The following is a 7,593-nucleotide window of genomic DNA, read 5'->3' as shown; positions in this document are numbered from 1 at the left end:
CAAAATCTCAGCAATTACCGAGCCGCAGCGCACTGCCGCGAGAGCGGCTTAGTCCATTGGCGCTTCACGACGAGTTGATCGGCAAGGCATTGCGACGCGCAGTGCTGCGCCAAGCGCCGCTATCTTACGAGCCTTAGAGACCATCATACGGCGTAAGACTTGCGCAGCCGCCTGACTCTGGACCACCGCACAGAGCACCGAGCGTAAGCGGCTAAAGGCTCGACGCGGCTAAGGGGTAAATGCGGTTTCTGACAGATCCGGTCAGACCTCCAACGAGTCAAAAGCCCTATCTGGACGGGTGAATCACCCTGCCCAGGGGGAGAGCTTCGGGATCACCGGACCCGGCTGCCGATATCGACGAGGATATGTCCCGATAAACGAACGGGACGTATTCGGATGGATCGGCGCGAAGCCAAAGATAGGATCGCACGCCGCCTGGCGCAAGACGAGCGCCAGGTCGTCCACGCGCCGTCAGCGTTCCATGCCGCCACGGCTGGGAGCCTTCCTGGGCTGAACGGGCTGGCGGGATCCCTGACCGGGTCCGCCGGGGCCGGGTCGCTTCCGAGCGGCCGTGAGCTGAGCGGCATGCTGAGCCCGCTGCTGCGCCAGGGCCTGAGCCTCGGCTGCGCGGGCCCGAAGTTGGAGCTCCTGGCTCCGGCGCAGTTGGCCAGCGCGCTGCTGCCGCATCCGGACGTCGAGAGCTGTGCGCATTCTCTGCTCACGGGCCAGCTCCTGCTGGCGGGCGAGCTGCAGGGCGACAGCCCGCTCTCGGAAGAAGCGCTGGGTCTCGGCACGCAGCTCCTTCGCCATGGCAGCCTGATCGAGGACCGAAGCTTGATCGGCTTCGGCCCGCCGCCGCCTGGCACCGGTGAAGCTCGGCAGGAGACTGACTGCGACGCCCGAAGCGGCCAGCGCGGTGAACAGACCGCCGCCGACCGCAAGAACGCCGATCGAGACCAACAGGAAGGCGGCCTTCCGGACCTCGGGGCTGCCGAACAGTTTTGCGGCGATAAAGCTGCGATTGACCCTGGCGCGGCGGATGCGGTTGCGCTGCCGGTAGCGGCTGCGAATGTCGCTTTGCCGTGCCTTCAGGCTCTGGCTCTCCTCGGCGCTCAGCCGGGCGGCGACACGGGCACGGCCGACCTTCGCCTTGGCGGCTTCTTCGCGATCCCCAGCGGCATCCATCTCCTCGATCAGGCGATCGAACTCGCCCAGAAGCGCCTGATCGGCGCGCCGGGGAGCCGTCCGGCGCAGCTGCGCTTTGACTTCCTTCTCGGGTTTCAGCTCGCCGACGGCGGCACCCATCGCGGGCTCCCGGATGCGCACCGTCTCGCCCGCAGCCTTCCTGGCCCGGTTCAGATCGCGGGTGAGGCTCCCGGTGTAGTGAGATTCCGTATCCACGAGCAGCACGATTGGAACGCCGGCAATACGCTTGTCGCCGGCGACAAGTGCGAAGCCGAGATGCCCGAGCTCCACAGGCAGCCTGGTCAGGTCACCAGCGCATTGGCGCCAGGCCTGCATCAGCCTGGCGTCGATCAGCTCGCGATCAGCACCGAGACGCTGTTCTTGCTGGCGTTCTGCTTTCGAGCGGTTCGTGCCCTTCTCGCGACGCGGCCCCGCCGCGGCGATCTCGGCGAGCTCGTCCAGGCCACGCAATCGCAGCAGCTCGGCCGTCCGGTCGACGCGCGTGCTCGGCTGGAGCTTCACGCCAAAGGTGATTTCGAGACGGCGGGCGAGCATCTCGTCGCGGTCGCGGGACCTGCTGAACCGCAAGGCCTTCCCTTTGGTCTCGTCTGCCATCGAGTACACGAGGTGGAAGTGCGAAGCCCGGTTTCCCTTCTGGTGCTCGACCACGAGCCGGGCACTACCGGCGGGAATGCCGTACTCGGCCTCGTAGAGTCCCAGCATCAATTCGACCTCCCCTTGGGTGAGGGGGCGCTCGGGCGACATGACGACGTGGACGACATCCCGCTTCATGCGGCGAATACGACGTGCCGGAGTGGCCAGCAGCCGCAAGCCGAGCTCGACGTCGGCAGGCATGTCGCGGCTGAGATCCGAGCGGACGATGACCCGCTCGTTCGAACCGCGGCCGGTGTGCAGCAGGTGACTGGCGAGGCCGCCCAGCCGGCGCGGTATCGTCTCGATATACATCACATATCGTCGTCGATGCGCAGGGCATCCAGCACGCGCGCCATGACGGCCTCCAGCGCTGTCCGCAGCGCGGCGATATCCGCGGCGATGGTGGTCGCGGAAGCGTTGGCGTTCGCGGCTCTCGCGATCTGGTTCAGGTTGCGGCCCTGTGCCCTGAGCTCGTCCAGAATGGCGTTGAGCTCGACGGCATTGGCCGCAGCCCGCCTGATCTTCGGCGCCTCCATCCGAGACCCTAGCGCCTTCAGCACGAGGCCCCGGACCCAGACGCCCGGCGAGACGCCGGCCGCGGCGGCGGCCGTCACCAGCTGGGCGTGGGTGGGGTCGTCGAGCCTGAAAGCGACGGCGTTCGGGAAACGGTTCTTCTCGGTCATCTCGATCTCCTCAGTTTGCGGCGAGGCCGGCGCCCGAAGGCGCACCCGGCTTGCCGGGTCAGTGGGGGTCCACGGGGGCGACAGCTCCCCTGGCAAGCAAGCCATGTCACAGCACAGCTGGGTAAACATGGAACAGACTTGCACTATTGATGGATCAATCTTCTCGCAATATCAAATTTTATTCTTTTTATCTGCGGCTTTTACTGGATACGTATCAAGCAATATCACGATCATATCGCGATAATATCTCGGATACGGAAATATATACGCAATATAACTACTTAAATTGTCGCGGCGATGCGATGATAAGGCTCTGAACGAGGTGGCTATGTCCAAGGATACCGACACGAACGGCAAGCCCCGACCTGGGACAATGGAGGCGATCCGCGCCGCCTTGGCCGAGGAGGCCAAGGCGCAGACCGATGCCCGCATTCTCCGGCCGCCCCATGTCTGGCTGGTCGTGGCCACGGCCCTGGTCGACATCGACCTGATCGTCGAGGCGAACCGCGGTCGCGGCAAGGATCGCAGGGGCAAGAGCGTCTACGACGGCCTCGCTGAGAAGTTGCGTAGGGCGTCCAACTTCGAAGAGCTCTCCGGCGAGAGCGTGCGGCAGTACCGCTCGCGCATCAAGCGCGGCAAATACGACCCGCAGCTCGCGAAGCTCGGCCTTCGCCGCGTCGGCAATCGTATCGAGCCCCTCGACAGCGCGTCTGGCCAGACGCCCGCCGACCCTGCCGCGATCCAGTCGTCCGTCGCCGTCCAGCAGCCGCCGGACAGGCCGAACCCGCCCGAGCCCGACACCGTTCCGGTTCCCCAGAACTACGACACCACAGTCCGGATCAAGCCCGATCCGGAATAACCCAGGAGAAGCTCATGTCCACCAGCATCCAGCCGAAGCCGGCGCCGCTCATCTTCAGCAAGAACGGTAACGGCGGTGTCGGTAAGACCGAACTGACCGCGATCCTCGCCTATCTCCTGCAGAAGCGCGGACACAGCTGCACGATCGTCGATGCCGACGACGATCACCAGGACATTTACAAGGCGCTCCACAAGCAGGCCCTTGTCCATGTGATCAAGTTGAAGAAGGATTTTGGCTACAGCCGGATCGCTCAGCTCGCGCTGGTACCGGAGAACACCGGCCCGATCCTGGTTTCCGCGCCGGCGGGTGACACCGAGCTGTTCCTGGAGAACATCGCGGCCATCCAGGTCGAACTCGCGGCCGCTGGCCGGGCGACGGCCGTGGCATGGCCGATGGACAAGACCATCGACAGCTACCTGCACCTCAAGGATGTGGTCGAACAGGTAGGTGTCAACGATGTCTGGGCCCTCCGGAATCTGGAAAAGGGCGATGTCGAGGAGTTTCACGCCTTCGACGGCTCCAAGATCGGGCGCAGCCTCGCAGCCGCCGGCCGCGTGCTCGATTTCCCGGTGATCAGCAGCGTCATCGTCGATGCGTTTCGGAACAAGCGGATGTCGCACATCCGCATGGAGACTGAGGGCAGCCCGGAGCTGCGCAAGCGGCTCCCGTTGATGCGCCTGAAGATGGAAGCCGCGCTTGCGCCTCTTCTCGAGGAGTACGGGCTTTGAGCCTCACCCGGCGCGAGATCGACGCGTTCGCGCAGACCGTGCTCGGCAGGCGGCTCTCGCCTGCCGAACTCGATGAACTCGTCCGGCAGAGCCGGCTCGTCAATCTGCGGGCCGGCGACGACGTCTATCTGCTCGATCTGGTCCGCCATCGCGATCTCCTGACCCGGACCGAGGCAATCGCCCGCAAGGCGGCGGAGGCCCAGTCGGTCGCGAGCGCGCTGCGGCGCCTGCGCGGCTGGATCGTTATGATGGCCGCCGTCGCGGTCCTGTTCGGCTGGGCACTGCATCGCGAAGGCCAGATCCGCGGCTATGAGCAGCGTGACCGCATGGTCGCGCAGGAGCAAGCCTGGACGGCCACCGCTTCCGGTCAGGCCGCCCGCACCCTGCACGACACCGGCATGGCCCAGCGGCTCGTAGACTGCGATCTGCCCGGCTGGGTGCAAATCTCAAACCGGTGCCAACCCGGCACAGACCCCGTCAGCCGCCAGACCTTCGGGGTCACGAATCGCCGGGACGACGACAGCCGGTGACCGGCAGGGCCGGCCTTGGCGGGGCCTGCACCTCGAAAGGCTCGGCCCGTTTTGCCGGGGCTCCGGTACCCCTCGTAACCCCGTGACCGCCTATCCCAGCGGGCTTTTTACCTGACCCAGGGGGAGAGCTTCGGGCCGGGAACAATCACTCGCCGATACGAGCGAAGATAACTCCCGATGCATTGAAGGAACCCAGCAGATGTCCCACCAGAACGCCGACGATAACGACGAAGACCAGCATGCCTCTCGCCAGCCCGCCAAGAACCGGTCTGGTGGGGCGAGCCTCCGAGGGTGGTCGCACCGCGGGGACCGGATTCCGGTCTGGCTCATGATCACCAGCCTGAGCTTCTTCAGCTTCGGGTCGGGATTCATGGTGGCCACCCTGCAGGAGATCCGCAACGACCGGCGGGCCCTGACCCAGGCTCGCTACAGCGACAGCGCGCGGCAGCTCTCCGGCGGCCGGCTTCTGGAAGCCGTCGAGGCCTGCGCCGGCCCCGGCGGGTCGAAGACCACCACCTGCTGTTCCGCGCTGCCCGGCTTCATCGCCGGCGAGACCTGGGCCTTCTGCGCCAGCCCCATCCGCTGACACCCCATACCACCAGACAGGACGACGTGATGTTCGACAAAGCCATCTTCCAGGAGCAGTTCCCCGCGATCTGGCGCGCCGCCACGGAGTATCGGCGCCAGCAGGGGCTCTGCGATCTCGCCGAAGGCCGTGCCATCGAGCCCGTCGGCGCGGGGCCCGCCGCCATGCTGGCGACGCCCGAGCCGACCGCGACGATGAGCTGGTGCTCGCTCCTGCTCGCCATCACCGCCTGCGATGGCGGCGCCATCGCCATCCGCATCGCCCGTGACGGCGATGGTTTTACCGCGACCATCGACCTGGATCGCCACCCGCTCCAGGACAGGGGCGAGGGAGAGACGCGATGAGCGACGAGCCCGTCAAAGCGCTGACCGACGCCGACATCATGGTGGCGCTCGCCCAGGAAGATGCCGAGCTGTCGCGCTGGAAAACGCGCACCTACGCCACGCTGGCGACCCATGCCGGCCGTCGCACCCTCCCTGTTCGCGGTCAGGAGTTCGGGTCCTGGCTTCGCCTCAAGTTCCGCGACGCGCAGGGCCGCAGCGCCCCGTCCGGCGCCGTCAAGGCCGCCATCACCACGCTGGAGGATCTCGCCAGCCTGGAACCCGACAAGCCGGTCCACCTGCGCACGGCGCTTCACGCGGACAAGGTCTATCTCGACCTTGCCGACGGGTCCGGCGGCGCGGTCGAGATCTCTCCAGAGGGCTGGCGGATCGAGCCGTTCCCGGCCGCCCGGTTCATTCAGTCCGACCTGACCATGGCCCTGCCGCGCCCTTCGCGCGAGGGTTCCCTCGACAGCCTCAGGTCGATCCTGAACCTGGCCGATGACGCCGCCTTCCAGCTCGCCATGACCTGGTGCGTCGCGGCGCTGATGCCCGCCGGGCCCTATCCGCTGGTCGTGGCCGGCGGTGAGCAGGGGGCCGGCAAGACGTTCTTCTGCCGCGCGTTGCACGATCTCGTCGACCCCAGCGCGCTGCCGCTACGCGCCCTGCCGCGCAGCGAGCGCGAGCTCTATATCGCCTCTGCGAACAGCCATGTCCTCGCCTACGACAACATCTCGTCGCTTGGCGACTGGCTGAGTGACAGCTTGTGCAAGATCGCGACCGGTGGCGGCATGTCGCTGCGCAAGCTCTACACCGACGAGGGAGAAACGTACTTCGAGGCCATCAAGCCGTTGATCATCAACGGTATCGAGGATGTCGTTAAGCGGCCCGATCTCGCCGACCGCGCCGTCATCTTCACCCTGCCGGCCATCCCCGAGGAGGAGAAGATCGATCCGGCGGTCCTCCAGGCCCGCTTCGAGGCCTGCCGGCCCGAGGTGTTTGGCGCCCTGCTCGACCTCATGTTGCTCGCGCTCGCCCGGCTCCCGACCCTGGAGACCACGAGGCTCCCCAGGATGGCCGGCTTCGCCAGGCTCGGTATCGCCATCGAGGAGGCGTTCGGGCCGGCGGGGTGTTTCATGGAAGCCCACGACGCCAACCGGGCCGATGCCTCCACCAGCCTTGCCGAGAGCGACACCCTCATCGCCGCGGTCAGGAAGCTGGCCGTCGTCCATTCCCGCTGGCAGGGCAGCGCCACCGAGCTCGCCCGCGCCCTCGAGCCGCGTCTCGTCCCGCCCAGGCGTCTCGAGCCGGCTGCCCTCGGCGGCCGCCTGCGCCGCATCGCGCCCGTCCTGCGCGCCAATGGCGTCGCCATCGAATTCGCCCGCGAGGGCAAGAATCGCGACAGGGTCGTCGTGGTTTCGGCAATTAGTCCTGCTGCTCCGCTGTCCGTGCCGTCCGCTCCGTCCGCCTGATGGCGGACGGCGGACGGCGCGGACGGCTCAATCAACAACGGACTGCCTCGATGAAGCCAAAGCGCATGCGGGGTCCCGAATATGGGCAGCGCCGTCTGCTCAGGCGAAATCGCCCCGAGCAGCAGCAAGGCGGTTCTAGTATCGTAAAATACTGCGAAATTATATCACGAAAATAATTCGCGTCGAAAGATTTTGCACTTGGTCAATAACTGACTAACGATTTTCTGATTACATGTGGTGCTAAACTTTCGTGACTTGCGGCGAAGTCAACTGCTGCTTACGTCCTTGAGCTCAATTCCAGCTCCTCAAGACTTCGGACAAGTGAGTTTCAACGGTCGCCTCGGCGATCTCGCCGTACCAGGCAATCTGCTCGTTGTGATAGCCACTGGCTATCATGCAGAGTGGAGTTGTGTCGGTTCCCTGGGCATCACTGAAGTCATTTTCTGGAGTGTCCGATACCGCGTTTTCGAAGCACCTATCCGCCGGTTCCGGCGGCAAATGGTCGAAGTGGACCGATCGGGGTGTCAAACGGCCCGCAAAGTTGCCCCCCGATCGGCGTCCAATGTTGACCCCTTG

At 65.7% G+C, this 7,593-nt stretch carries 9 protein-coding genes; 6 read left to right on the top strand and 3 right to left on the bottom strand.

Annotated elements, in window-relative coordinates; all coding sequences use genetic code 11:
* Positions 1 to 471 precede the first annotated feature (471 nt).
* The gene (locus ACODTJ_RS28670; protein WP_488851584.1) at positions 472 to 2,151 is read right to left on the bottom strand and encodes a hypothetical protein; all 1,680 of its coding nucleotides are present in this window, start codon (positions 2,149 to 2,151) and stop codon (positions 472 to 474) included.
* The gene (locus tag ACODTJ_RS28665; protein ID WP_488851582.1) at positions 2,151 to 2,522 is read right to left on the bottom strand and encodes a hypothetical protein; all 372 of its coding nucleotides are present in this window, start codon (positions 2,520 to 2,522) and stop codon (positions 2,151 to 2,153) included. Before ACODTJ_RS28665 ends, ACODTJ_RS28670 begins: the two co-directional genes overlap by 1 nt.
* A 328-nt stretch (positions 2,523 to 2,850) precedes the next feature.
* On the opposite strand from ACODTJ_RS28665, the gene ACODTJ_RS28660 reads away from it, so the two are divergent.
* The 6 genes from ACODTJ_RS28660 (at position 2,851) to ACODTJ_RS28635 (ending at position 7,017) form a co-directional block, all read left to right on the top strand.
* Entirely contained in the window at positions 2,851 to 3,381 is a 531-nt protein-coding gene (locus tag ACODTJ_RS28660; RefSeq protein WP_488851580.1) for a hypothetical protein, read from the top strand.
* A 14-nt stretch (positions 3,382 to 3,395) separates the two neighbouring features.
* Complete coding sequence (locus ACODTJ_RS28655) at positions 3,396 to 4,109, top strand: nucleotide-binding protein (protein ID WP_488851578.1); 714 nt, start codon at positions 3,396 to 3,398, stop codon at positions 4,107 to 4,109.
* A complete protein-coding gene (locus tag ACODTJ_RS28650; RefSeq protein ID WP_488851576.1) occupies positions 4,106 to 4,639 on the top strand; it encodes a hypothetical protein in 534 nt (177 codons plus the stop codon). Before ACODTJ_RS28655 ends, ACODTJ_RS28650 begins: the two co-directional genes overlap by 4 nt.
* 328 nt (positions 4,640 to 4,967) lie before the next feature.
* Positions 4,968 to 5,225 carry a hypothetical protein gene (locus ACODTJ_RS28645; RefSeq protein ID WP_488851574.1) on the top strand — a complete coding sequence of 86 codons (258 nt, stop codon included), beginning with the start codon at positions 4,968 to 4,970 and terminating at the stop codon, positions 5,223 to 5,225.
* Between the two features lie 29 nt (positions 5,226 to 5,254).
* Entirely contained in the window at positions 5,255 to 5,569 is a 315-nt protein-coding gene (locus tag ACODTJ_RS28640) for a hypothetical protein (protein WP_488851572.1), read from the top strand.
* On the top strand, positions 5,566 to 7,017 hold the full coding sequence (locus ACODTJ_RS28635; protein WP_488851570.1) for a hypothetical protein: 1,452 nt from the start codon (positions 5,566 to 5,568) through the stop codon (positions 7,015 to 7,017). Before ACODTJ_RS28640 ends, ACODTJ_RS28635 begins: the two co-directional genes overlap by 4 nt.
* A gap of 291 nt (positions 7,018 to 7,308) precedes the next feature.
* Here ACODTJ_RS28635 and ACODTJ_RS28630 read toward each other — a convergent pair.
* On the bottom strand, positions 7,309 to 7,593 hold a 285-nt coding region (locus ACODTJ_RS28630), incomplete at its 5' end, for a LuxR C-terminal-related transcriptional regulator (RefSeq protein ID WP_488851568.1).

It is taken from the genome of Allobosea sp. FG18, from assembly GCF_057809495.1.
The sequence above is the reverse complement of the archived record's forward strand: the minus strand, read 5'-3'. Positions and strand labels throughout refer to the sequence as shown.

What these genes read in the sequence shown, in the direction of transcription:
- ACODTJ_RS28670 (WP_488851584.1), bottom strand. Translation starts at nt 2,151, where the DNA reads ATGTATATCGAGACGATACCGCGCCGGCTGGGCGGCCTCGCCAGTCAC.
- ACODTJ_RS28660 (WP_488851580.1), top strand. Translation starts at nt 2,851, where the DNA reads ATGTCCAAGGATACCGACACGAACGGCAAGCCCCGACCTGGGACAATG.
- ACODTJ_RS28635 (WP_488851570.1), top strand. Translation starts at nt 5,566, where the DNA reads ATGAGCGACGAGCCCGTCAAAGCGCTGACCGACGCCGACATCATGGTG.
- ACODTJ_RS28665 (WP_488851582.1), bottom strand. Translation starts at nt 2,522, where the DNA reads ATGACCGAGAAGAACCGTTTCCCGAACGCCGTCGCTTTCAGGCTCGAC.
- ACODTJ_RS28655 (WP_488851578.1), top strand. Translation starts at nt 3,396, where the DNA reads ATGTCCACCAGCATCCAGCCGAAGCCGGCGCCGCTCATCTTCAGCAAG.
- ACODTJ_RS28640 (WP_488851572.1), top strand. Translation starts at nt 5,255, where the DNA reads ATGTTCGACAAAGCCATCTTCCAGGAGCAGTTCCCCGCGATCTGGCGC.
- ACODTJ_RS28645 (WP_488851574.1), top strand. Translation starts at nt 4,968, where the DNA reads ATGATCACCAGCCTGAGCTTCTTCAGCTTCGGGTCGGGATTCATGGTG.